Below are 22,599 nucleotides of genomic sequence, written 5' to 3' on the forward strand. Positions count from 1 at the left end.
CGGCGGCACAATGCCGCCGCCGATTCGCCCTACAGCTGCACTACAGGCGCGGCGGAGGGTTCATCGAATCCAGGTCGCGCCAATCGCGCTGATTGTTGAAGCGGATCGCAAGCGCGCGAATGCGGCTGTAGTCCAGTCGCTGCGCCAAACCCAGCGGCGGTTTGCCCTGCTGATAGTCGCGCGCCGCCTGCAGCATCGTGCGTCGCACCCGGATAATGATTTGGTCGCTGGAGCCCAGGTACTCGCGCGTGCGGTCGACAATCGGGCCCATCGATTCCTCGACCACGAAATCCTCGAAGGGGATGCAACGAGACAGCCCGGTCCAGTTGCCCTCGCGCATGGCTTTGCGGTCCTGATGCCACATATTGTCCCAGCCGCCCATGTCGGAGCAGAAATTATCGGGATTGCCCGAAGTCCCAGCCCATAGCTGTTTGACCCAGGCCTCATCGAGCGGCTTTTCGGGGTCGTAATAAAAGTACCACTGCGCGGTCCACTCGTCGTCAATCGGAATGGCGCTTATCAGGAAGCCCGGCGGCAAGGGCGGGTCGGACGGAATAAAGCTGTGGTAGGGATAGACATATTCGCGGATGCGGGCGTAGCTGGTACCGTCGCCGAGATCGCGCAGCGCCCCTTCGCGAAAGCCGTAGGGCTGGTCGATAATCTGAAAGACCGGCGCGGTCACCGTGGCGAGACGCCCGCCACCCTCGGCCCGCTTCAGCCAGGAGCTGTGCAGGATACCCAGGTGGGCGGAATCCAATACCGCCTCGGCGCCTTGAAACCAATTGCAGTGCATGACGGCCCGCATCACGACAATGTGACTGGCCGGCAAGTCGCCAAATTCGAAATTGGTGAAGGCCGGGGGCTGCTCGCGCTTACCCAGGTAAACCCAGACCACCCCACCCGCCTCGCGTACCGGATAATGGCGCACCCGCACCTTGGCCGCGAACTCGGCTCGCCGTTCGGGCGGCTCGGAGGGAACCTCGACCACTTTGCCCGAGACGTCGATCTTCCAGCCGTGGAAGATGCAGGTCAGCGCGTTGTCCTCGTTGCGGGCCAGCGCCAGCGAGGTGCAGCGATGAGGGCAGCCCTCATCAAAGAAGCCGACCCGGCCGTCGGTGGCGCGAAAGGCAACATAATTTTCGCCCATCAAACGCACTCGTACCGGCGCTCCGTCGGCCTCCAGGGCACCCGAGCGGCAGGCAATGGTCCAGTATTCGCGCAGCAACTCGCCCATTGGAGTCCCAGGCCCAACCCGGCTTAACAGCTCGTTTTCTTCCCGTGTCAGCATGATGCGTATTCCTCGCCGTTACCTTAATTTTCGGTCTAGCATGCCCAGGCACTTAAGGCGACCGAGGCGTTTTTCAATCTCTAACCATTTGACTAAACATCGACGCAGGCTATCATAACTCCGGAGCGCCTGATTTGCCAAGACCGAACCTTAATCGGGAATGGGCGCCGGCGGATTCATCGAATCGATCTGTTTCCAGTCGAGTTCTTTGCGCGAGCGCACGCCCAAGGCACGAATCCGGCTGTAGTCGAGATCCTGTTCGGCGCCGAAGGCCAGCCGGCCGGTCTTTTGAAACTCTCGCACCGCCTGGAGCAGCCAGCGCCGGACGCGAATGATGATGGTATCGCTGGAGCCCAGGTATTCGGTGGTGCGATCGACGATCGGACCCATCGATTCCTCCACCACGAAGTCCTCGTACACGAAGCAGCGCAGCCCGCTCCAATTACCCTCGCGCATCTTTTTGCGGTCCTGATGCCATAGATTGTCGAAGCTGCCCATATCGGAGCAGAAGTTGTCGGGATCACCCGAGCTGCCCTGCATGCTGCGCTGCACCGCGGCCAGCGGCTTGCGAGCGTCGTACCAGAAATACCATTGGGCGTTCCACTCATCGTCGATCGGAATCGCGCAAATCATCAGGTTGTTACGCGGAGTATCGTTAGGGATGAAGGAATAGAAGGGCATTACCATTTCACGGATACGCGCGTAATAAGTACCGTCGCCCAGGTCTCGAATCGCGCCTTCGCGAAAGCCGTAGGGCCGCATCAAGAGTTCGAAAACGGGAGCGGCTGCTGCGGCAAAACGCATATCCAGCGAACCGTCCTGACCCAGCCAGGCGCGATGCAAAAAGCCCACATGAGCGGAATCCAGCACCGCCTCCAGACCCTGCAGCCAGTTGCAATGGAGCAGGCCGCGATGGCCGATGGCGCGATCGGCGGGCAGAATATTGAGCTCGAAGTTGTAGAACTTAGGTGGGCGCTCGCGCTTGCCCAGATAGACCCACACCGCGCCGCCACCCTCGCGGATTGGATAATGGCGCACCCGCACCTTGGCCGCGAACTCGGCACGCCGCTCAGGTGGCTCGGAAGGCACCTCTACGACTTTGCCCGAGACATCGATCTTCCAGCCGTGGAAGATGCAGGTCAGCGCGTTGTCTTCATTGCGCGCCAGCGCCAGCGAAGTACAACGATGGGGGCAGCCCTCGTCAAAGAAACCCACCCGACCGTCGGTTGAGCGGAAAGCCACGAAGTTCTCGCCAAACAGCCTCACCCGCACCGGCGCGCCATCGGCGACCAGCGCCTCCGAGCGCAGGGCCGGAACCCAGTACTCGCGCAAAAATTCACCCATCGGTGTGCCAGGCCCGACCCGGCACAGCAATTCGTTTTCTTCCTTGGTCAACATGATACTTGGCTACCCATCATCCGCGGCACTATTCCACTGGAGGCGGCGGGTTAAATGAATCGATATCGCGCCAACTTATTTCCTTGCGATAGCGGATGGCCAGGGCGCGAATGCGGCTGTAATCGAGGTTGTCGTCCAGGCCAAAGGCAAGTTTGCCAGTACGTCGATAATCGGCCAGCGCCGCCAGCAGCATTCGCCGCACCCGGATGATGATTGAATCGCTGGTCCCCAGATACTCACGGGTGCGATCGACGATCGGCCCCATCGCCTCCTCGCAAACAAAGTCCTCGTAAGCGAAGCTGCGCAGGCCGCTCCAATGCCCCTCGCGCATCTTGCGCCGATCCTGATTCCACAGGTTGCCGAAATTGCCCATGTCTGAGCAGAAGTTATCAAGGTCACCCGAGGTGTTCTCCATGCTGAAGGGCACCGCCGGCACGGCCTTGTCTGGGTCGTACCAAAAGTACCATTGGGCGCACCACTGGTCGTCAATCGGGACCGCGCAGATCATCAGGTAGGGCGCGGGCCACACCATCGGAATGAAGGAGAACATCGGCATCACCACTTCACGGATGCGAGCGTAGAAGGTGCCATCGCCCAGGTCGCGCAACGCGCCCTCGCGAAAACCGCACGGACGCATCATCAACTCGAACACCGGACTGGTAGTGGTGGCGAAGCGGTTGTCGTTGGACGAATTAGCCATCGAGGCGCGATGCAGGAAGCCGACATGAGCGGAATCCAGCACCGCTTCGAAGCCCTGAAACCAGTTGCAGTGCATAACCGCACGCATCGGGAGCAGACGCTCCGGTGGCAGGTCGTTGAACTCGAAGTTATAAAACGGCGGCGGGCTCTCGCGCTTGCCCAGATAGACCCACACCGCGCCGCCCGCCTCGCGCACGGGATAATGCTTGACCCGCACCTTGGCGGCGAATTCGGCCCGTCGCTCGGGTGGCTCGGAGGGCACTTCGACCACCTTGCCCGAGACATCAATCTTCCAGCCGTGGAAGATGCAGGTCAGCGCATTGTCCTCGTTGCGGGCCAGCGCCAGCGAGGTGCAGCGATGGGGACAACCTTCGTCGAAAAAGCCTACTCGCCCATCGCCGGTACGAAACGCCACGAAACTTTCACCAAACATCTTGATTCGCACTGGCGCGCCGTCGGGTTGCAGCGCGACGCCGCGGACGGCCGGCATCCAGTATTGACGCAGAAAATCGCCCATCGCGCTGCCGGGCCCGACCCGGCTGAGCAATTCGTTTTCCTCGCGTGTCAGCATTTCCTGGTCCCACTCTGCCTCGCCAAATGCGGTTTGTGTGTCGGCCGCTCAGTCGGCCTGCAAGCGGGCGGGCGGATTGAAGGAGTCGATCTCGCGCCAATCCAGCTCCTTGCGATAACGGATCCCAATCGCGCGCACATGGCTGTAATCGAAGCCCTCCTCCATGCCGTAGGACAAACGGCCGGTTTGTTGGAATTGGCGCAGGCCATTCAGTAGCAGACGTCGGACCCGAATGATGATGGTGTCGCTAGAGCCCAGGTACTCCTTGGTCCGATCGCAGATCGGCCCCATCGCCTCTTCCACTACGAAGTCCTCGTAGGCGAAACAGCGCACGCCGGTCCAGTGTCCCTCCTTCATCCGGAGCCGATCCTGATGCCAAAAGTTGTCCAAACTGCCCATGTCTTCGCAGAAATTGTCATCATTTTGCGCATGGTTGCCCAAAATGCGCAGGATCACCGCGTCATCGATCCCCCCCTGGGGGTTGTACCAGACGTACCACTGAGCATTCCATTCGTCGTCGATCGGAATGGCGCAGATCATCAGGTTGGGCATCGGCGGATCGTTGGGAATGAAGGAGAAGAAGGGTAGCACGACCTCGCGGATGCGGGCGTAGAAGGTGCCATCGCCCAAGTCGCGCAGCGCGCCTTCGCGAAAACCGTAGGGACGCATTAAAAGTTCGAAGACCGGCCCAGTGTTGCGGCTGGCAAGCTTAATCTCATCGCCCATGTTGGGGATGTTGGAGCGATGCAGTACGCCGACGTGGGCCGCGTCGAGCACCGCTTCCATTCCCTGAAACCAGTTGCAATGCAGCAGCGCCCGCATCGGCCGACAGTTTTGCGCAGGAAGCTGATTGAACTCGAAGTTGGGAAATTCGGGAGGCAGCGTGCGTTTGCCCAAGTAGACCCACACCATCGCCGCGCCCTCGCGCACCGGGTAATGGCGCACGCGTACCTTGGTCGCGAATTCGGCCCGCCGCTCGGGCGGCTCGGAAGGAACGTCGACCACCTTGCCCGAAACATCGATCTTCCAGCCGTGAAAGATGCAGGTCAGCGCGTTATCTTCGTTGCGCGCCAGCGCCAGCGAGGTGCAGCGATGAGGACAGCCCTCGTCGAAGAAACCCACCCGGCCGTCGGTTGCGCGGAAGACGACAAAGTTTTCGCCGAACAGCCGCACCCGCATCGGAGCGCCATCGGGTTGCAGGCTGGCAGCACGCATCGCGGGCACCCAATGCTCGCGTAGATATTCCCCCATCGCGGAGCCCGGCCCGACCCGACAAATCAGCTCGTTTTCTTCGCGTGTCAGCATGGCTGCATCTCCTCAACAGCGCGGCCAGTCTTCAATCAGCGAGGTGACGCGGTGGGTTGAATGAATCGATGTCCTTCCAATTGAGGGTGTTGGCAGAGCGAATGCTGAGTGCCCGCACCTTGCTGAAATCCATGTTTTCCTCGACTCCGAAAGACAGCCGGCCGCTGCGCTGGAACTCACGCAACGCGTCAAACAGCATGCGCCGTACCTTAATGATGATGGTATCGCTGGAGCCCAGATACTCCTTGGTCCGATCGCAGATCGGCCCCATTGCCTCTTCCACTACGAAGTCTTCATAGGGGAAGGCCTTGATGCCAGTCCAATGCCCTTCCTTCATTTTCTGACGATTCTGATGCCAGAGGTTGTCCAGGCTGCCCATGTCATCACAGAAGTTGTCGAGGTTGGGCGAGGCGTCGGTCATGTCGCGATGGCGCGGCTTGCCGGCCAGGACCTCGCTGGGGTGGTAGCGGATGTACCACTGCGCGTTCCATTCGTCGTCGATCGGCACCGCCCCGATCATCAGGCATTGCTCACCGGGATCGTGCGGGATGAAGGAGAAGAAGGGCAGCACCACCTCGCGAATGCGCGCGTAATAGGTACCGTCACCCAAGTCCCGCAGCGCGCCTTCGCGAAACCCGTAGGGGCGCATGATCAACTCGAACACCGGCCCAGTATTGCGGGTCGCCATTTGGGCGGCGTTGCCCAGGGTGGGGACAGTGGAACGATGAAGCACACCGACGTGAGCCGCGTCCAGCACCGCCTCCAGCCCCTGAAACCAGTTGCAATGCAAGACCGCACGCTGGGGCAGCGTATTTTCCATCGGCAGGGTATTGCATTCGTAGTTGGGCAGCGGCGGCGCCGGCGTGCGCTTGCCCAAATATACCCAGACCGCGCCCGCGGCCTCGCGCACCGGATAATGGCGCACCCGCACCTTGGCCGCGAATTCCGCCCGCCGCTCGGGTGGCTCGGAAGGAACGTCGACCACCTTGCCCGAGACATCAATCTTCCAGCCGTGGAAGATGCAGGTAAGCGCGTTGTCCTCGTTGCGCGCCAGCGCCAGCGAAGTGCAGCGATGGGGGCAGCCCTCGTCGAAAAAACCCACCCGCCCATCAGTGGCGCGAAAGGCGATAAAGTTCTCGCCGAACAGCCGTACCCGCACCGGCGCGCCATCGGCCTCCAAGCTGGCGCAACGCACCGCGGGCACCCAATGTTCGCGCAGGTATTCGCCCATCACCGAACCCGGCCCGACCCGGGTCAGTAGTTCGTTTTCCTCGCGTGTCAGCATCGCTTGCTTTCCCTCTTCGAGCTTCAGTCTGGCAGGGTCGGCGGATTGGCGACACCCAAGCAGCGCCAGTCCTGCTCCCTGGGATACCGGATGCCCAGCGCGCGGATCTGGCGGTAATCCACCTCTTGATCGAATCCGGGCGCCGCGCGGCCAGCTTCAAAAGCCCGGATCCCCTCCAGTAACATCCGTCGTACCCGAATGATGATGCTATCGCTCGAACCCAGATACTCCCGGCTGCGATCGACCAGCGTTCCCATCGAGAGCTGGGTGACAAAGTCTTCGTAATGGAAGGTCCACATCCCGCTCCAGTGGCCGTCCTTCATTTTGGCGCGGTCTTGGCCCCAGTTGTTCTCGGCACTGCCAAGGGTCGAGCAAAAATTGTCGGGATCGCCCGAAGTCCGGCTGAGCTGCCAGTCACGCGCGGGCGGCTGGATCGGCGCGGCGGGGTCGTACCAGAAGTACCACTGCGCGGTCCATTCGTCATCGATTGGAATGGCGGCAATGCACAAGCTTTGCAGCGGCGGATCGTTGGGGATGAACGAGAAAAAGGGTAGCACCACCTCGCGGATCCGCGCATAGCAAGTACCGTCGCGCAGATCGCGCAGCGCCGCTTCGCGAAAGCCGTAGGGCTTGGCCAGCAGCTCGAAGGTCGGCGCGGTAACCGCGGCCAGGCCGGCCAGCTTACCAGCGGGCTGAACCAACCACGACTTGTGAAGGATCCCAACATGGGCGGCATCCAGCACCGCTTCGAAACCCTGCAACCAGTTGCAATGGAGCAGCGCGCGCAAAGGCATCAGATGGCTGGCAGGTAGGCGATTGAACTCGAAGTCATAGAAGCGCGGCGGCGGCTGACGGCGGCCTAGATAAACCCACACCACCCCACCAGCCTCGCGCACCGGATAGTGGCGCACCCGCACCTTGGCGGCGAATTCGGTCCGTCGCTCGGGTGGCTCGGAGGGGACATCGACCACCTTGCCCGAAACATCGATTTTCCAGCCATGGAAAATACAGGTCAGCGCATTGTCTTCATTACGGGCCAGCGCCAACGAGGTGCAGCGATGAGGACAGCCCTCGTCGAAAAACCCGAGCCGCCCGTCGGTTGCCCGAAAGGCGACGAAATTGTCGCCGAACAACCGCACCCGCATCGGCGCGCCGTCAGCTTGTAGGGTGGCCGCGCGCAGCGCCGGAACCCAGTATTCGCGGCCCAGCATTCCCATCGGAGTGCCCGGCCCCACCCGGCAGAGCAGCTCGTTGTCTTCGCGCGTCAGCATGCCATCTCGTTGCGGTCAAATTGCGTGCTCACCTGCGCCGGCGTTTTGCCATCGAAGGCTCGGCCGCCGGCATAAGCTATTCCACCCAGGTCGGCGGATTGAGCGTGTCGATCTGCTTCCAGGAAATGTCATTCTTGAAGCGGATGCCCAGGGCCCGGACTTTGGTGTAATCGACCTCGTCGAGCAGGCCGAAGGGGGGGATGCCACTGCGTTGATACTCCCGCACAGCCTGCAAAAGCATCCGCCGCGCCCGAATGATGATGCTGTCGCTGGAGCCCAGGTATTCGCGGCTGCGATCAACGATTGCACCCATCGATTCCTCGGCGACGAAGTCCTCGAACTGCAGGATACTGGTGATGCCGGTCCAGTGCCCTTCCTTCATGGCTTTGCGATCCTGCTTCCACATGTTATCGATGCTGCCCATGCTGGAGCAGAAGTTGTTTTTGTCACCGGAATGGCCGACCAGGCAATCACCTTTAAGCGGCTGCTTGAGGTCGTAAAAGTAATACCACTGGGCGGTCCATTCGTCGTCGATCGGTATCGCGCAAATCATGAAATTGGGATCGCCCGGATCGGTGGGGATAAATGAGTAGTAGGGCATTACGACTTCGCGGATGCGGGCGTAGGAGGTGCCATCCCACAGGTCACGCAGGGCACCCTCGCAAAAACCGTAGGGCTTGGCTACGACTTCGAAAATCGGGGAATTATTGGCCATGGTCTCGTTGCCGCGGTTGAAATTGCGCAACCACGACCTGTGCATCAGGCCGATATGAGCGGAATCGAGCACCGCCTCCAACCCCTGCACCCAGTTGCAATGCATCACGGCGCGGTAGACGTCGAGTTGATTGGAGGGCAGCAGGTTGAACTCGAAATTGTAGAACTTGGGCGGAGTCTCGCGCTGGCCCAGGTACACCCAGATGGTGTCACCCGCCTCGCGCACCGGATAATGGCGCACCCGCACCTTGGTTGCGAATTCCGCCCGCCGCTCGGGCGGCTCGGAGGGAACCTCTACGACTTTGCCCGAGACATCAATTTTCCAGCCATGGAAAATGCAGGTCAGCGCGTTGTCCTCGTTGCGCGCCAGTGCCAGCGAGGTGCAGCGATGGGGACAGCCTTCATCGAAAAAGCCGACCCGCCCGTCGCTGGCGCGGAAGGCGATGTAGTTCTCGCCCAACATCCGCACCCGCACCGGCGCACCGTCGGCCTCCAGGGCCTGCGAGCGTAGCGCCGGGGCCCAATACTCGCGCAACATCTGTCCCATCGGCGTGCCCGGCGCCACTCGACACATCAGCTCGTTTTCTTCGCGCGTCATCATCTTGGTGTCTCCCCTGGACGGACAACTGTTTGTGTGCGCGGCCCCAGTTTCGCGCAAGCCAGCATCAGTTGGTGGGCAGCGAGGGCGGCGGCCGGAGTGGATCGAGCTGGCGCCAATTGAGTTGTTGGTCGTAGCGAATCGCCAACGCCCGTATCTGACTGTAGTCCAAATTTTCGGTTGCCCCAAAGGGCACCTTACCCGCGGCATGCTCGCGCACTGCCTGCAGCAGCATGCGCCGGGCGCGTATGATGATCACATCGCTGGAACCCAGGTACTCGCGGCTGCGATCGACGATCGGGCCCATCGATTCCTCGACCACGAAATCTTCAAACGGAATGCAGCGGGCAATACCGGTCCAGTTGCCCTCGCGCATCAGCTTGCGGTCCTGATGCCAGAGATTGTCGATCGAACCCATGTCGGAGCAGAAGTTGTTCGGATCGCCCGAACTGCCCTCCATCAATTCCGCCCGCTGCGCCGCAGTCAGGGGTGCGGCCGGGTTGTAATGGAAGTACCACTGCGCGGTCCATTCGTCGTCGATCGGGATGGCGCAGATCATGAAGTTGGGCCGGGTCACCGCGCTGGGGATGAAGGAATAGTAGGGCAGCACGACTTCGCGGATTCGCGCGTAGCAGGTGCCATCGAACAAATCGCGCAGCGCACCCTCGCGAAAACCGTAGGGCCGCGGCTCCACTTCAAACACCGGGCCGGTGTTGGCGGTGGCTAGGGTGCTGGCGCCAGGGGTCGCGTTACCCCGCAGCCAGGAGGCGTGCAAAATTCCCAAGTGGGCGGAGTCAAGTACCGCTTCCAGTCCCTGGAACCAGTTGCAATGCATTACCGCACGCATCGGAAAGCTGTGGCTTGCAGGCAGCTCGTTAAACTCGAAGTTATAAAACTTGGGCGGCTGTTCGCGTCGCCCGACATAGACCCAGATCACGCCGCCTGCCTCGCGCACCGGATAATGACGCACGCGCACCTTGGCGGCAAACTCCGCCCGTCGCTCGGCGGGCTCTGAAGGCACCTCGACGACTTTGCCCGAGACGTCGATCTTCCAGCCGTGAAAGATGCACGTAAGAGCGTTGTCTTCGTTACGCGCCAGCGCCAGCGAGGTGCAGCGATGGGGGCAACCTTCGTCGAAAAACCCGACCCGTCCGTCGGTCGCGCGAAACGCGATAAAGTTTTCTCCCAATAACCGCACCCTCACTGGAGCCCCGTCGGCCTCTAGCGCGTCAGCGCGCAGCACCGGTGCCCAGTACTCGCGCAACAGCTCCCCCATCGGCGTGCCAGCCCCGACTCTTGTCAGCAGTGTGTTGTCTTCATGCGTCAGCATCGCCGTTCTCCATCAGAGTCGACATATAATGATGATTGTCGCAGGGCCAGAGCCCAAGCAACATGTTACTTACTCGGAAGACAAATTACCAGCGCGAAAGTTAGCACAAGATAACCGCCGTGCGGAGGGCCGGGTCGGAGCAGCGGGAACATCGAGCGCGGCCGCGGAAACTTTTGGGGCTAGTGAGGAGCGATCCGGGCGCGGTACAATTTAAATTGTGATGGACCTGAGACCCGAAACCGCCATCTTGATTCGGGGCTTCGACCCGCGCCTGTCGGTGGGCTCGGCTCGACCCCCGGTTTATCGCAGCTCGACTTACGTTTTCTCCAGTCCCGAGGCGGCTGAACAGGCCTTCGCGGTTGCCTTGGGCAGGAGCGCGGGGGCAGGCGGAGAGCTGATCTATGCCCGCTTATCCCACCCCAACGCCGAAATTCTGGAAGCGCAGTTGATTCCGCTGGAACAAGGCGCACAGGCGGCCGCGGTCTTCAATTCCGGAATGGCCGCGATCTCCACGGTGGCGCTAGCGTCGCTGTCGCCAGGGAGCACGATAATCTATACCGAGCCGATCTATGGCGGCACGCATGCTTTGCTCCATACCCTCCTCAAGCCGTTGGGAGTCGCGTTGCAGCCGGTTGCCGCGGGCGACACCGAGGGGCTGGTGCAAGCAGTGGCACAGGCAGTCCAGCCACGTCTGGTGCTGATCGAGACGCCGGCCAATCCTACCTTGGTGATGACCGATATCGCCGCCGCCGCGCGGGCGGTGCGCAGTCATCCCGAGCGGCCGCTACTGGCAGTGGACAACACCTTTTTGGGTCCTACTTTTCAGCATCCGCTCAACCATGGCGCCGACCTAGTGATTTACTCCGCGACCAAATTCTTGGGCGGCATGAGTGATTTGCTAGCTGGCGCGGTGCTGGCGGCCGAGAAGGGCTTAATTGATCGGCTGATGGGACTGCGCAGCCTGTTGGGCAACATTCTGCAGGCCGACGAATGCTGGATTTTGGATTCGCGCCTGCCCACCGTGCATCTGCGAATGAACCGTCAAAGCAAAAATGGCCAGCGTATCGCTCAGCGCCTGGTTGAGCACCCAGCCGTGGCCCGGGTGCATTACCCCAGCCTGTTCAGCGATCCCGCTCAATGCCGAATCCGCGACGCGCAGACCGACTTTCCCGGTTCCGTGATAAGCCTGCAATTGCGCGGCGGCAAAGCCGCAGCCTTTGAGTTTTTACGCCATCTAACTATCGCGAAAAACGCAGTCAGCTTGGGTGGGATTGAAACTCTGGTGTGCCATCCGCGTACCACCACTCACAGCGAAATGGCGCCGGCGGAGCTGCAAGCCTTCGGGATCGGCGAGGACCTGGTACGGCTTTCCATCGGTACCGAGCATTGGCGCGATCTATTGAAAGATTTCCTCCAGGCCCTCGACCACTGCTAGCCGCTCTCGTGCGCCGCGCCGCCATCTGCTAAGCACAGGGGGCAGGTCGCGGAGCCTTTAGCTTGAGCGCAGTCGCCAGTTCGTTCGCCTCCCCGTCCTCCGCCCAGGCCCACCGCCTGGTGTTGGCCGGAATGGCGGGAAATGTTCTGGAATGGTACGACTTTTCGGTTTACGGCTGCTTCGCTCCCACTATCGCAAAAACCTTCTTTCCCGCTCACAATCCCGCCACCTCCCTGTTGGAGGCTTTCGCGGTCTTTGCCGTGGGCTTCCTGATGCGCCCAGTGGGCGGATTGCTGTTGGGCTACCTGGGCGATCGTGCCGGGCGCGAGCGCGCCCTGATAGTCTCGGTGCTGGCGATGGCGCTGCCTACCTGCGCGATGGGTTTGTTGCCCTCTTATCAGCGCTGGGGATTGACCGCCGCCGTATTGATGGTAGCAATGCGCCTAATCCAAGGGCTGGCGGTGGGGGGAGAGTACACCACCTCGGTGGTCTTCATGATCGAGCGCTGCGCCCAGCATCGGCGCGGCCTGATCGGCGCCTTCGGCTCGGCCGGTGCGTTCGTGGGCATCTTTCTCGGCTCGGCGGTCAGCGCTCTGCTGGCCTGGCTGATGCCTGCTGAGCTGGCACGCTATAGCTGGCGCGCCGCCTTTCTGACCGGCATCGTGGTGGGGCTAATCGGCTATTGGTTGCGACGTGATTACCGCGCCGCTCCCTCTGGCGCTCCTGCGCTGGGCGCAATCCTGCGCCGCCACTGGCCCGGGATGCTGCAAATCGCGGCCTTCAAAGCACTCGACGCAGTGGGCTTTTATCTTGCCTTCATTTACGGCGTGACCTACCTAACCCAGTTTTGCGGCCTCGCCCACGGCTCCGCCTTGGCGATCAATACGCTGGGAATGGCGCTGTTATTCATGGTGTTGCCAGCAGCGGGAGCGCTGTCGGATTGGAGCGGGCGCAAGCCTCTGCTGCTGGGCTCCGCGTTGCTGGCGCTGCTGTTGGCGCGACCGCTATTTGGGCTCTTTCGCCTGGGCGGCTTCACCGCGCCGCTGCTCGCCCAACTCGGCTTCGCCGTGATTATGGGAACTTTCGACGGTGTCTCGCCCGCCGCGATGGCCGAGGCCTTCCCGGCCAGCGTACGCTGTAGCGCAGTAGCGATAAGCCACAACCTGTGCATGGCCATACTCGGTGGTACTGCTCCGATGGCGGCCACTTTTCTGATCGCGCGCAGTGGCAGCGCACTGATTCCCGCCTGGTATCTGATGGGTGCCGCGCTACTGTCGGCCGGCTTTACCCTGAGTTTGCGCGAGAGCGCTTTCCGGCCCCTGCCGCCCTGAAGCAGGGATAAAAAGGCGGCGCCGGCCCACAGCCGGCGCCGCTTCAGCTAGTCCACGTCAACCCAGATCAGGCGAGCGCGGCGTCAACCGCGCGGACCAAGTGCCCCTTGGGAACCGCCCCGACAATTTGATCCTTGACCTGACCACCCTTGATGATGAGCAGATTGGGAATGCCGCGCACGCCGTAACGCGAGGGCGTTTGCGGGTTGTCATCGACGTTGATTTTGACCACTTTCAGGCGACCGGCATAATCGTTGGCCACTTCGTCCACCAGCGGCGCAATCGCTCGGCAGGGGCCGCACCACGGAGCCCAGAAGTCAATCAAGACCGGGGTCTCGGATTTAAGCACTTCGCGTTCGAAATCAGCATCGCTGATATGAGAGACCTTGTCGCTGGCCATTTAGCTTTTCCTCTTAGAGCTAGCCTATTGAAGCAACATAAGTACGCCTACTCGCCTAGTCAAGGCAAATCTTCACTGGCGGCGAACCTGCCGGCATTGGCCTGGCCAATCCTTTTCGGTAAACCCTTCGCGCTCGCTTTCCACCACCTCGCGCGCAAAGCTGCCGGCCGAACTAAGCCCCATCGGAATACGGAAAATGATGTTCATGAAGCTTATCGACAAGGCCATCGCAAGCAGGTTGGCCTTGGTGGCAAAGGCATGGAAACCGCTGACCAAAACCGCCTGCAAGGGCCCTAAGCCCACCGGCGTTATCGGCAACCCGCCCAGCAAAAGCACAATTGGGGTATAGCTGAGGACCTTGGCGACCGGCGCGGCAATGCCGAAACCCATCATCTGAAAATAAAGCATCACCCCCTGCCCGGCGAAGATCGGTGCGCGAATTGCAGCCAACTTGCCATATTCCGCCCAACCTGCCTGTCGGAAGCTCACCAGCGAGGGACGATCGTACACCCAGCGCAACGGTCGCCACGCCGGTCGACCGCGAGAGAAAAACCACGCGACAAGCCACATCAGAGCAAGCAGCGCGGTAGGAACGAACCAATATTTCAGCACCAGCGGATAACGGTCGGCGACGCCCGCCATCAGGCCAAAGAACAGCAGGATTTGCAGGTCGATAAAGGCTTGAAAAAGCAAGGTCATTCCGGCGGCCAGCCAGGGCACCGCCTTACGCCGATGAACGAAGAGCACCAGCGCGCTACCGGCTACCGCCAGATTAACGAGCTGTAGAAAGTATTGCGCTGCATTGGGCCAGATCATTTCGCGGAAGGTGGTCTTGGAATGAAAATAGGTAAAAAGACGAGAATAAAGCACGGTCTCGCCCACGAACCAGATCGCAAAGGAACCCACGCAAGCTGGGATAAAAATCCACAAATGCGCCAGGCGGAAATTGGCTAAAAGCTGGTCGATTGGAACATCACGGGCCAAATAATAGATGATTCCGAAAGCCAACCCATAAATCGCCAGATTTTGAATCCATGGGTTGCGAGTCCAGGTCCGGAGGCGGTCCGTCGACAGAGGCCGCCAAGAAAAGCGTTGCATCCTCCCATTATGCCCTAAATTCACCGGACCGTACCTAAGCAGGGTCGCCCCTTCGAACCCCATCGCGAACCCTAAATCATTGCGGACGACCCCCAGCTGGCTCGGCGGGATAGGCTTGGACCTTAGCTGCTGGCGGAGAGGGGGGGATTTGAACCCCCGAGACCCTTTCGAGTCTACACGCTCTCCAGGCGTGCGCCTTAAACCGGGCTCGGCCACCTCTCCGCGCGGGGTTGCGCGCCACGAAAGCTGAGGAAATTTGCGCCCAAGGCAGTATGCCACGCTCACACCGGCCTCGCCACCGGCGGGATGACGCCCACCCCCCCGCGGAGCAGAGATTGGGGAAAAGGAAGCTGATGCGTTGTGAGTGAGGCTTGGCCTTCAGCGGCGACTTACGAGCCTAGCGGAGCGCGCACCCGGCGACCGATCCCAGGCCTGAGCAGCACGCGGGCAGCCAGGTTCATGAATACCACCACAAAGATCAAGATCAGGGCCCCACCCCAGGCCTGTTGATGCCAGGAGCGATAGGGAGAAATCGCATAGGTGAAGACTTGCAACGATAACTCCGCCATCGGGTTGTTCGGGTTGAATTCCCAAAACTGACTGCCAAAGGCGGTGAACAGCAGCGGCGCGGTTTCCCCGGTAACGCGTGCAATTGCCAGCACCATTCCCGTGGTGATCCCGGCACGCGCCGAAGGCAGTATGACGTGCACAATCGCCCGATGCGGTGGGATGCCCAGCGCAATGGCCGACTCGTAGAGTTCACGCGCTACGCCTTTTATCGCCGATTCGGTGGTCGTGATAATCACTGGCAACATCAGGATGGCAAAGGCAAAAGACGCCGACCAGGCCGAGAAATGGCCCATGGGGGCGACCAAAAGTGTGTAGGCAAACAGGCCTATCGCAATGCTCGGAATTCCGGCGAGCACGTCGGAGAGAAAGCGCACCGTAGCCGCCAAGGGACCATGGCCGAAATAGGTTAGGAAGACTCCCGTCAGGGCTCCGATAGGAATGGCGGCCACGGCCGCCAATCCCACGATGATCGCGCTACCGACAATGCCATTGCCAACGCCGCCGCCGGGGATTCCAACCGGACGCGGGAGCTGGGTGGCAAAAGCCAGCGAGAGCGCCCCGATGCCTTCGCGAACCACATAACCCAGGATCACCAGCAGCACGATAGCTACCCCGGCGGCGCAAAAAGCCGTGGCGAAGATCCCGCAAGCACTGCGCAAGCGATGCATCCCAGCGCCTTCCCGCCTCAGTCTTCCGCCGGCCGGAAGACGGTCCACAGCAACAGCCGGGCCAGTCCATTGACGATCACGCTTATGACAAACAGCAACAATCCCAACTCGATCAACGCGCTCAGATAGAGTTGACTGGTTGCTTCGGTGAACTCGTTGGCGATGACGCTGGAAAGGCTGTAGGCGGGAGCAAACCAGGAGACTGAAATAGCGGGCCGATTGCCGATCACCATGGTGGTCGCGATGGTCTCGCCCAGCGCGCGCCCCAGCGCAAGCGCGCAAGCGCCGAAAACCCCGGCGCGCGCGCCCGGCAGCACCACCATCCAGAAGCCTTGCCAGCGGCTCGCTCCCAGCGCCCAAATGGCTTCACGCTGACTTTGAGGGATCGCCGCCATCACATCGCGGGAGATGGCGGTGACTGTCGGGACGATCATGATCGCTAGAACCACGCCGGCCGTGAGCATGCCTATCCCATAGATCGCGCCGGTAAAAAACGGCAGGAAGCCCAGATACTTTTGCAGCCACGGCTCCAGGTAGTCGCGCATGACTGGGGCCAGCACAAACAGACCCCACAGGCCGTAAACCACGCTGGGAATCGCCGCCAGCAGCTCGATTAGAAAGCTGAGCGGAGTGGTAAACCAAGCCGGACCAAACTCGGCCAGAAAAGCCCCAGCCAAGATTCCCACAACTGCGGCCAACACAATCGCAATCGAAGAGCTGACCACGGTACCGTAGATAAAGGTAAGGGCGCCGAACTGGTTGGTAACCGGGTTCCAGGCGCTGGTCCACAGGAATGATAGGCCAAAGGTTTCAATCGCCAACCGCGATTTCCACGACAACTCCACGAACAGAGCAAGCACCAGGGCAAGAAAAATCGCGGTCGCGCTGTAGACGCAGGCCGCAAATCCTCTCCCGCGATGGGCTGCCGGACGGGTCGCAGGCAACCGGCTTGGCGGGGGCTGGACCGGCGCGGTCGTAACGATGGCGCGCGCCGTCTCGGCGCCTTTCGAGACGCGCGCACACCCGAGATCGCTGCCTGACCGAAGTTCCTCGGACTTAGCCATCAAAATTTTATTGGACAGCACCCTCGCTTTTCGTATCGCCGAGGATCTTGAGCGCCTGTCGCTGCACGTTGTCGGGCAGCGGCACATAGTCGACCGCCGCCGCATCCGCCTGCCCCTTGGTCACCAGCCAAGTCATGACCGCCTTCACCAAAGCGGCGCGCTTAGGATCGCTTGATGTCTCATATAGCATCACCCAAGAATAACCCGCGATGGGATAAGCATTAGCGCCCGGAGCATCAACAATCGAAAAATCGGTGGAGCTTACGTTGGGCTTGGTCGCTGCCGCCGCCCTGGTCGTGGCCAGCGAGGGATACAGGTACCTGCCTGCCCGATTGCGAACTTGAGCATAGGGCATATCATTCTGCAGGACGTAGGCAAGCTCGACGTAACCGATCGCGCCCGGCGTCTGGCGGACTTGGCCGGCCACGCCTTCGTTGCCCTTGCCGCCAATTCCAACCGGCCATTGCACGCTTTTACCAATCCCGACTTTCTCCTTCCATTCGGGCGATACCGCGCTGAGGAAATCGGTGAAAATATAAGTCGTCCCCGAGCCATCCGAGCGATGGACCACCACGATCGGCAGGGCCGGCAGCTTCAAATCAGGGTTGAGCTTTTGGAGTTCGGCATCATTCCATTGGGTGATTTTACCCAGATAGATTGCGGCAATCGACTCCCGGGTCAGGCGCAGGCCCTTGCCGATTCCTGGCAGATTATAGCCGATAGCCTCGCTTCCCAAGGTCACCGGAATCTGCAGGACCGGCTGTCCTGCCTGTTTCAGCTCGTTTTCATCAGCAGGAACATCGCTCGCACCAAAATCAACAGTTTTAGCGATAAATTGCTGAATTCCGCCACCGCTGCCGATCGATTGATAATTTACCGTCACGTCGTTGTTCTGTTGGCTGTAGTCATAGAAGGCCCGCGAAAAGAAGGGATAATCAAACGTCGATCCAGCTCCGGTCAGTTGGGTGGCTGCGCCGACCTGCGACGCGATAGGGATTATTACGGATAGGACCGCGAGCAGGGCAACGCGGGCATAGGAGCGGACGCACATGTGTAAGTACCTCCCCGAGCCGACACGAAATCGATCGCGTCGAACTGTAGCAGCGGCACTTTACTCGTAGGAGTCTCGTTTGTTACGAAACTGTTAAACTTGCGCGGCTTATCGAGCAGCCATGCTCAACACCGGTACGTCTGGTTACCAAGGGCTGCCGGCATGACCTAGCAGTGCCCCCGAGGGGCGACAATAAATCAATTGGCGCGACCGCCCCGACAGCGAGCTCTCAGCCTACCGCGGCGGTGGGTGGTTGAGCGCGCTCCTGCGCGATCAGCCGCTCGATCAAGGCGCGCGCCTGAAGGGTAGCCCCGTCGCCATGAATTTCGACTAAAGGGGGATCGGGCAACTCGCTGAGGCGTGCCTGCTGGGCTTCGACGATCGCCTGGTCCTCCTTGAAGGTGGCGGCAACGTCATTGAACAACTCATCCCAGGGTTGGCGGTCGGGCGAAAGCAGCGCCATCGACCAAAAATAGAAGCAGCTGGTCTCGGTCTCCGGGGTCATGCCGTGGAAGAGGCGGAAAGCGAATTTCACCTGCGGACTAGCGGGCTGATAGGCGCCCACGCCGGCGTCAACCGCCCCCGTCCATTGCAAAACCGTGCTGGGAGCGACGAAACGAAATTCCTGGCAGCGGTCGACAAGACCGGTAAAGCCGCCAGCCTTGACGTAAGTTGGAGGCGGGGGCGAATTGAGCATCCAGCGCACGAAGCGCACCCCATCGGGGGTCTTTTCCACCCGCATCCGGGCCTCCACATGCGCCGACGGCGTGCCGCCAATGGTACGCCCATGAACGTAGCCTAGATGGGTCAGGTCCATCAGATTGTCCACCATCATCAGGTAACTGGAGCGGATCGGATACATGTCATGGCGCTCCGACCAAGCGGGATCGTGAGACCAGGGATAGTCCATCGGCTGAATACGCTGGGCTAAAGTGGGGTCGCCAGTCCATAGCCAGACGAATCCATCCTTTTCCACCACCGGATAGCTACGCACCCGCGCATTGGGCGGAATGCGATGGCCGCCGGGCACCAGCACGCATCGCCCCTGGACGTCGTAGATCAATCCGTGATAGCCGCACTCGATCCCTTGGGCGCACAGCGCGCCGTAGCTCAGCGGCGCGCCACGATGGCAGCAGCGATCCTCCAGGGCGGCCACCGTGCCCTCGGGAGAACGGAACAAAACCACCGGCTGGTTGAGAATCCGCCGCGCCAGCGGTTTGTCGGTCAATTCATCGGCATAAGCGGCTACATACCATGCATTGTTTACAAACATCGCTTAAGACCTCTCCTCTCGAACCGAAGGCTCGGTTATAGATGCCGGCGCTGACTGCGCCGGGGTCGGAGTACCGTCGTACAGCGGGGCACGGACTTGCGTGGCATGCACGCGCATCAATTCGTCGAACTCGGCGATTGGCGATAGCACGTCGAGCGCGCGGACCGCATAAAGCTTGCCCTCGGCGGCCGGTCGCGGCCCACGCCCACGCCGTAGGTCACGGGCGAGGTCGAGCAGGAGCCGGCGGACGGTGATAACCGGTACGTCGGAGGAGACCAGATGTTCGCGCGTGCGGTCCACCAGGCTGCACGCCATGGCTTGTCGGCTGGGCATGTTTTCTTGCAGAGCGCGATCCTGCTCGTTAACGCCGGCGATTCCCGTGAAGTTGTACTGGCGTTGCATCTGGCGGTCGATCAGGTAATCGTTGCCGCGGTTCGCGCTCGGCACGAAGGTGTCAATTACATAGCCGTGCGGCAACTCGACCGCGCCCGCCTTCATGCGCGGCGGAAAGAACGCGCCTTCCATGATGAAGTCGTGCTCTTGGGCACTGAAGGGACGATCGCTGCGGTAAAGAATGCCCCAGGTCGTCGTGTGATAATCGTCCACCGGCACCCAGGCCCGTCCGTGCAAGGGAAAGGCCGGCGTAGCGATCAGGCTGTACATCGGCATCAGCCACTGAGTCACCCGCCAGTAATATTGACCCGGCCCGGCGGTGCGCCGAGCTCCATAGGTCAAGCCGTAATCGGTGCGACGCAGGGTCAGCACGGGAGCCGGGTCGGTCACCGGGCGCACCCCTTGGCGCCAAAGATTGTCGGGGCGCTGACCGGAGAGATAGCTGTGTAGAAATCCGATGTGTGAGGTGTCGATCTCACCTTCCATCCCCTGGGCATAGTTGCTGCGCTGGAGCCAGCGCGTGACGTGCTGATAGCCGGCCGGCAGGCGGGCCCATTCAAAGTCGGGCAGTTGCGCTGCTTGGTCGGGTGGCCCCATGTGTATCCAGATGACACCGCCAGCTTCCCGGGCGGGATAGGCGGTCACCCCAACCTTGGCCTTGAGGCTTTCGGCATCTTTGGGATTGGGCACATTAGGCACATCCACGCAGTGGCCATGGACGTCGAACTTCCAGCCGTGGTAAACGCAGCGCAGACCGCACTCCTCATTGCGGCCGAAAAACAACGGGGCCAGCTTGTGCGAGCAGTAGGCCTCAAGGATTCCGACCCTACCCAAGGTATCGCGAAACGCCACCAGATCTTCGCCCAAAATGCGTAGCCGCAGGGGTGGACAATCGGGCGCAGGCAACTCCGAGCTGAGCGCCGCGGGCAGCCAAAAGCGCCGAAACAACTCGCCCATCGGCGTGCCGCGTCCCACGCGCGTCAACAGTTCGTTGTCATCATGCGACAGCATCGGCCCTCACGTCCGCAACCTGTTGTGGCCGCGCTGGCAGAAGGCTACATAGGCGCACGGCTGCGTTAGCACGGCGGAACACGCCCTCCCGTACGCAGGGTGCTGTTTCAAGCGGGCCGGCGCGACCAAGTTTTCGCTACCATCGACTAGCACCCCTGGCCCCTGCCTCACAAGAGCGAATCTGCCTCTTTGCCAAGCCGCCTGTGAAATGGAGTACACTGAGGCTGCACTGGTCCACCTCAAGAACAAAGGCAGACAGGAGCCGGCTGTGGCTTATCACCGGCGCTTCGAGGCAACCCTGCTAAAAAAGTTGAAAGAAAGCCCGATGGGAGCGAGGCCATGAGCGCGACCGTAGACGTGGATGTCATCTGTATTGGCGCGGGCGGCGGCGCATATCCGGCGGCGTTCCGGCTGGCGGGTGCGGGACGTAAGGTGGTGATGGTCGATCCAAAGGGAGTCATGAGCGGTAACTGTCTAGCGGAGGGTTGCGTGCCATCAAAGGCAGTGCGCGAGGCCGCGGCATTGTGGAATCGCGCGCAACGCTTCGCCCGCTTTGGAATTCAGCGGAAACCCGCAGTTGACTATGGCGAGGTAGTCGCTCATAAGGACGCCGTTCAGCGGCTCCGCTACGCCCAGCATGAGGAGGAGTTAAAAGCGCTCGGCGGCAGGCTGGAGTTGGTCAAAGGGGTAGCCCGCTTCCTTGATCTACGAAGGCTGAAGGTCGAGGGGCCAAACATCGATCGCGAGTACCGCGCGCAGCAGATTATCATTGCCAGCGGCGCCGATGTTGCGCTTCCTCCGATTCCCGGCGCCAAGGATTGTCTGACCAGCCGGAGCATCTTCAAGCTCAATCCAAGCGTTCGCTCGCTACCTGACACGTTGTTGGTGGTGGGCGGCGGTTATGTTGGCCTGGAAACGGCGAGCTTTTTCAGATCCTTTGGGTCCCGCGTTCACGTCCTTGAGATGACCGATCAGCTTTTACCCGGTTTCGATCCGCGGATGGTTGGAGAACTCGAGCGGCTACTAGATCCTGAAATTACGATCACGCTTAAAGCCAAAGTCGAGGCCGTCGAGCGGACGGCGCGCGGTTTCAAAATTTGGTATCGGCACGACGGGCGCCAGAAATCCGCGGAAAGTGAACAGGTCTTGCTGGCGGTTGGAAGAACCCCGGTCATCCCCGAGGGTTGCGAGCGCGTCGGGCTTGAACTGGAGGGCGGCGCGATCAAGGCGGACGAGGCTGAGCGAACCAACCTTCCGGGGATATATGCCTGTGGCGACGTTAACAACCAGTCGCCACTGTTTCACGCCGCGGTGCGTCAATCCCTGGTCGCCGCAGCAAACATCTTGGCGGGCAGGGCAGTAGACCATTTCGATCGCGGGTCGGTACCTTTTACGGTCTTCACGCTCCCCGCGGCCGCCTTCGTGGGAATCGTGCCAGCAAGCGCATCGCCGTTGGGGGTGAAGCTGATCGAAGCGGCGGCGTCGCTAAGTGAGGACTCACGCGCACAGATTCTCGACGAAACGGGCGGCGAAGTCCGCCTCTTTTTCAGCCCAGGGAACCTGCGGCTGATAGGAGCCTGGGTGGTCGGATTGGATGCCGAAAACTTGATCAGTGAAATCGGGCTCGCGGTCGCCCGCGGCTTGACCGCGCGCGACTTGGCTGAGTTCCCCGGTCAACATCCGATGGCGAGCGAAAGCATCGCCAAGGCTGCTCGTTCGGTGCTCTGACTGAAATCCCCCGCCTACCTACCCGAGCGTGCAGCGCGGCTCGACCCAATTCGCGGTGGGCGCTACGACAACTTTAGCAGTTTCCACCGGAGGGAAAGGTTTCGTCCTGCTGCCCTGC

At 61.1% G+C, this 22,599-nt stretch carries 18 protein-coding genes and 1 tRNA gene; 3 read left to right on the forward strand and 16 right to left on the reverse strand.

Annotated features, from left to right (window positions below; all coding sequences use genetic code 11):
• Positions 1 to 40: 40 nt before the first annotated feature.
• From VKV28_16625 to VKV28_16660, 8 genes are all read right to left on the reverse strand, one after another.
• Positions 41 to 1,288 carry a Rieske 2Fe-2S domain-containing protein gene (locus VKV28_16625; protein ID HLH78427.1) on the reverse strand — a complete coding sequence of 416 codons (1,248 nt, stop codon included), beginning with the start codon at positions 1,286 to 1,288 and terminating at the stop codon, positions 41 to 43.
• Positions 1,289 to 1,438: 150 nt separating this feature from the next.
• Positions 1,439 to 2,686, reverse strand: coding sequence for a Rieske 2Fe-2S domain-containing protein (locus VKV28_16630; protein ID HLH78428.1), 1,248 nt, complete (start codon positions 2,684 to 2,686; stop codon positions 1,439 to 1,441).
• Between the two features lie 28 nt (positions 2,687 to 2,714).
• Entirely contained in the window at positions 2,715 to 3,956 is a 1,242-nt protein-coding gene (locus VKV28_16635) for a Rieske 2Fe-2S domain-containing protein (protein ID HLH78429.1), read from the reverse strand.
• 48 nt (positions 3,957 to 4,004) lie between these two features.
• Positions 4,005 to 5,261, reverse strand: coding sequence for a Rieske 2Fe-2S domain-containing protein (locus VKV28_16640; GenBank protein ID HLH78430.1), 1,257 nt, complete (start codon positions 5,259 to 5,261; stop codon positions 4,005 to 4,007).
• Between the two features lie 31 nt (positions 5,262 to 5,292).
• The gene (locus VKV28_16645) at positions 5,293 to 6,546 is read right to left on the reverse strand and encodes a Rieske 2Fe-2S domain-containing protein (protein ID HLH78431.1); all 1,254 of its coding nucleotides are present in this window, start codon (positions 6,544 to 6,546) and stop codon (positions 5,293 to 5,295) included.
• Between the two features lie 23 nt (positions 6,547 to 6,569).
• Positions 6,570 to 7,817 (reverse strand): Rieske 2Fe-2S domain-containing protein, encoded by a 1,248-nt coding sequence (locus VKV28_16650; protein HLH78432.1) that lies wholly within the window; start codon positions 7,815 to 7,817, stop codon positions 6,570 to 6,572.
• A 76-nt stretch (positions 7,818 to 7,893) separates the two neighbouring features.
• Complete coding sequence (locus VKV28_16655; protein HLH78433.1) at positions 7,894 to 9,132, reverse strand: Rieske 2Fe-2S domain-containing protein; 1,239 nt, start codon at positions 9,130 to 9,132, stop codon at positions 7,894 to 7,896.
• Between the two features lie 64 nt (positions 9,133 to 9,196).
• Complete coding sequence (locus VKV28_16660) at positions 9,197 to 10,459, reverse strand: Rieske 2Fe-2S domain-containing protein (GenBank protein ID HLH78434.1); 1,263 nt, start codon at positions 10,457 to 10,459, stop codon at positions 9,197 to 9,199.
• Between the two features lie 220 nt (positions 10,460 to 10,679).
• On the opposite strand from VKV28_16660, the gene VKV28_16665 reads away from it, so the two are divergent.
• Complete coding sequence (locus VKV28_16665; GenBank protein ID HLH78435.1) at positions 10,680 to 11,894, forward strand: aminotransferase class I/II-fold pyridoxal phosphate-dependent enzyme; 1,215 nt, start codon at positions 10,680 to 10,682, stop codon at positions 11,892 to 11,894.
• A gap of 62 nt (positions 11,895 to 11,956) precedes the next feature.
• Positions 11,957 to 13,225 carry an MFS transporter gene (locus VKV28_16670; GenBank protein ID HLH78436.1) on the forward strand — a complete coding sequence of 423 codons (1,269 nt, stop codon included), beginning with the start codon at positions 11,957 to 11,959 and terminating at the stop codon, positions 13,223 to 13,225.
• A gap of 67 nt (positions 13,226 to 13,292) precedes the next feature.
• On the opposite strand, the gene trxA is transcribed toward VKV28_16670, so the two are convergent.
• From trxA to VKV28_16710, 8 genes are all read right to left on the reverse strand, one after another.
• A complete protein-coding gene (trxA, locus tag VKV28_16675; protein ID HLH78437.1) occupies positions 13,293 to 13,625 on the reverse strand; it encodes a thioredoxin in 333 nt (110 codons plus the stop codon).
• Positions 13,626 to 13,697: 72 nt separating this feature from the next.
• Complete coding sequence (locus VKV28_16680) at positions 13,698 to 14,633, reverse strand: lysylphosphatidylglycerol synthase transmembrane domain-containing protein (GenBank protein HLH78438.1); 936 nt, start codon at positions 14,631 to 14,633, stop codon at positions 13,698 to 13,700.
• A 220-nt stretch (positions 14,634 to 14,853) separates the two neighbouring features.
• Positions 14,854 to 14,945, reverse strand: a tRNA-Ser gene (locus tag VKV28_16685).
• Positions 14,946 to 15,112: 167 nt separating this feature from the next.
• Positions 15,113 to 15,961: a phosphate ABC transporter permease PstA gene (gene pstA, locus VKV28_16690; protein ID HLH78439.1), complete on the reverse strand. Its 849-nt coding sequence runs from the start codon at positions 15,959 to 15,961 to the stop codon at positions 15,113 to 15,115.
• Between the two features lie 17 nt (positions 15,962 to 15,978).
• On the reverse strand, positions 15,979 to 17,130 hold the full coding sequence (gene pstC / locus VKV28_16695) for a phosphate ABC transporter permease subunit PstC (protein ID HLH78440.1): 1,152 nt from the start codon (positions 17,128 to 17,130) through the stop codon (positions 15,979 to 15,981).
• Entirely contained in the window at positions 17,033 to 18,076 is a 1,044-nt protein-coding gene (gene pstS, locus VKV28_16700) for a phosphate ABC transporter substrate-binding protein PstS (GenBank protein ID HLH78441.1), read from the reverse strand. Before pstS ends, pstC begins: the two co-directional genes overlap by 98 nt.
• Positions 18,077 to 18,305: 229 nt before the next feature.
• Positions 18,306 to 19,349 carry an aromatic ring-hydroxylating dioxygenase subunit alpha gene (locus VKV28_16705; protein ID HLH78442.1) on the reverse strand — a complete coding sequence of 348 codons (1,044 nt, stop codon included), beginning with the start codon at positions 19,347 to 19,349 and terminating at the stop codon, positions 18,306 to 18,308.
• Between the two features lie 3 nt (positions 19,350 to 19,352).
• A complete protein-coding gene (locus VKV28_16710; GenBank protein HLH78443.1) occupies positions 19,353 to 20,753 on the reverse strand; it encodes a Rieske 2Fe-2S domain-containing protein in 1,401 nt (466 codons plus the stop codon).
• 339 nt (positions 20,754 to 21,092) lie between these two features.
• Between VKV28_16710 and VKV28_16715 the strand changes: the two genes are divergently transcribed.
• Positions 21,093 to 22,481, forward strand: coding sequence for a dihydrolipoyl dehydrogenase (locus VKV28_16715; protein ID HLH78444.1), 1,389 nt, complete (start codon positions 21,093 to 21,095; stop codon positions 22,479 to 22,481).
• The last annotated feature ends 118 nt before the right edge of the window (positions 22,482 to 22,599 follow it).

The organism is Candidatus Binataceae bacterium (assembly GCA_035294265.1).
GTDB lineage: Bacteria > Desulfobacterota > Binatia > Binatales > Binataceae > DATGLK01.

What these genes read in the sequence shown, in the direction of transcription:
- VKV28_16625 (HLH78427.1), bottom strand. Translation starts at nt 1,288, where the DNA reads ATGCTGACACGGGAAGAAAACGAGCTGTTAAGCCGGGTTGGGCCTGGG.
- VKV28_16630 (HLH78428.1), bottom strand. Translation starts at nt 2,686, where the DNA reads ATGTTGACCAAGGAAGAAAACGAATTGCTGTGCCGGGTCGGGCCTGGC.
- VKV28_16635 (HLH78429.1), bottom strand. Translation starts at nt 3,956, where the DNA reads ATGCTGACACGCGAGGAAAACGAATTGCTCAGCCGGGTCGGGCCCGGC.
- VKV28_16640 (HLH78430.1), bottom strand. Translation starts at nt 5,261, where the DNA reads ATGCTGACACGCGAAGAAAACGAGCTGATTTGTCGGGTCGGGCCGGGC.
- VKV28_16645 (HLH78431.1), bottom strand. Translation starts at nt 6,546, where the DNA reads ATGCTGACACGCGAGGAAAACGAACTACTGACCCGGGTCGGGCCGGGT.
- VKV28_16650 (HLH78432.1), bottom strand. Translation starts at nt 7,817, where the DNA reads ATGCTGACGCGCGAAGACAACGAGCTGCTCTGCCGGGTGGGGCCGGGC.
- VKV28_16655 (HLH78433.1), bottom strand. Translation starts at nt 9,132, where the DNA reads ATGATGACGCGCGAAGAAAACGAGCTGATGTGTCGAGTGGCGCCGGGC.
- VKV28_16660 (HLH78434.1), bottom strand. Translation starts at nt 10,459, where the DNA reads ATGCTGACGCATGAAGACAACACACTGCTGACAAGAGTCGGGGCTGGC.
- VKV28_16665 (HLH78435.1), top strand. Translation starts at nt 10,680, where the DNA reads ATGGACCTGAGACCCGAAACCGCCATCTTGATTCGGGGCTTCGACCCG.
- trxA (HLH78437.1), bottom strand. Translation starts at nt 13,625, where the DNA reads ATGGCCAGCGACAAGGTCTCTCATATCAGCGATGCTGATTTCGAACGC.
- pstA (HLH78439.1), bottom strand. Translation starts at nt 15,961, where the DNA reads ATGCATCGCTTGCGCAGTGCTTGCGGGATCTTCGCCACGGCTTTTTGC.
- pstC (HLH78440.1), bottom strand. Translation starts at nt 17,130, where the DNA reads ATGCGGCGGCGGTCGACTATGTGCCGCTGCCCGACAACGTGCAGCGAC.
- pstS (HLH78441.1), bottom strand. Translation starts at nt 18,076, where the DNA reads ATGTGCGTCCGCTCCTATGCCCGCGTTGCCCTGCTCGCGGTCCTATCC.
- VKV28_16705 (HLH78442.1), bottom strand. Translation starts at nt 19,349, where the DNA reads ATGTTTGTAAACAATGCATGGTATGTAGCCGCTTATGCCGATGAATTG.
- VKV28_16710 (HLH78443.1), bottom strand. Translation starts at nt 20,753, where the DNA reads ATGCTGTCGCATGATGACAACGAACTGTTGACGCGCGTGGGACGCGGC.
- VKV28_16715 (HLH78444.1), top strand. Translation starts at nt 21,093, where the DNA reads ATGAGCGCGACCGTAGACGTGGATGTCATCTGTATTGGCGCGGGCGGC.